The organism is Roseomonas chloroacetimidivorans (genome assembly GCF_049629625.1).
GTDB classification, from domain to species: domain Bacteria; phylum Pseudomonadota; class Alphaproteobacteria; order Acetobacterales; family Acetobacteraceae; genus Roseomonas; species Roseomonas chloroacetimidivorans.
Genome location: NZ_JBNBZS010000303.1, coordinates 1 through 832, shown reverse-complemented (window position 1 = coordinate 832; position 832 = coordinate 1). Strand labels below are relative to the sequence as shown.

Below are 832 nucleotides of genomic sequence, written 5' to 3'. Positions count from 1 at the left end.
AGCCGGCGGGCGCCGCTCCTCAAAACCGCTGTCAGCGGATCCTCGACCGTCTCCGGCTGACGCAGGGGGACAACAGTGGTATCGCTCATCTCGGCGTATCGCTCCTTCGGGAGGTTCAGGCAGGCTTTCACCCACCTCGATACGCCGCCTCTCTCACATCGCCATCACCCACTTTCGGCGATAGCTCTGCCCGGGGGAAGCTCGCGTCTCACCGATGCATCGCGGCACGGTCCGCAAACTCAGGCGCAATCTCGTCCTGATGCTTTATCTTGCGCGGTTGGGCTCGGGTGAGCCAACCAGCCCCGGTCGGCGCTTGATAGGCGCCGAGAAAGGCCAGATCGGTCCTCTGCTCTTTGCACCGAGTGCACAGCATCAGGCGCATTTGCCGCCCTTCCCCGTAGGGTAGGCTCTTCCAGCCGTCGCTCTGCCAGTGGTGCCCGGCCAGCACGCAACGGCCGTGCCAGGCGAAGCGAGCGGCCACGCCAAGGTAAGTCAACGCGCGGGTCATTACGCCTGTGTCCCCAGGGCATGTGCCCACTCACGAACGCGTGATCTTAACAGACTCGATCAGTGGGCAGCAACTCTAAAATTCGAAGAACGACAGTGGGAACTCTAATAACCATCGGTGTATTGCCGTTGCCCAGCCCCATTTGATCGGCCCCGGCTGGGTAATCCGGGTATCCATCCGGGCGGGACCGCGGGCTGTCGAGCGCAGACGTGCTGACCGCGCTCACCGCTTCTGGTCGAGGCAGAGTTCCTTGAGGCTTTCGATGCCGTGCTCGGTGAATTTGAGCGTCGCGCGATCATCGGTGTCGTAGATCCAGAGGCGACC

The 832-nt window shown here is 62.7% G+C and carries 1 protein-coding gene; it reads right to left on the bottom strand.

What is annotated here, in order from left to right; translation table 11 throughout:
* Positions 1–208: 208 nt before the first annotated feature.
* Entirely contained in the window at positions 209–508 is a 300-nt protein-coding gene (locus tag ACO1BU_RS37620; protein ID WP_424140937.1) for a hypothetical protein, read from the bottom strand.
* Positions 509–832: the final 324 nt, after the last annotated feature.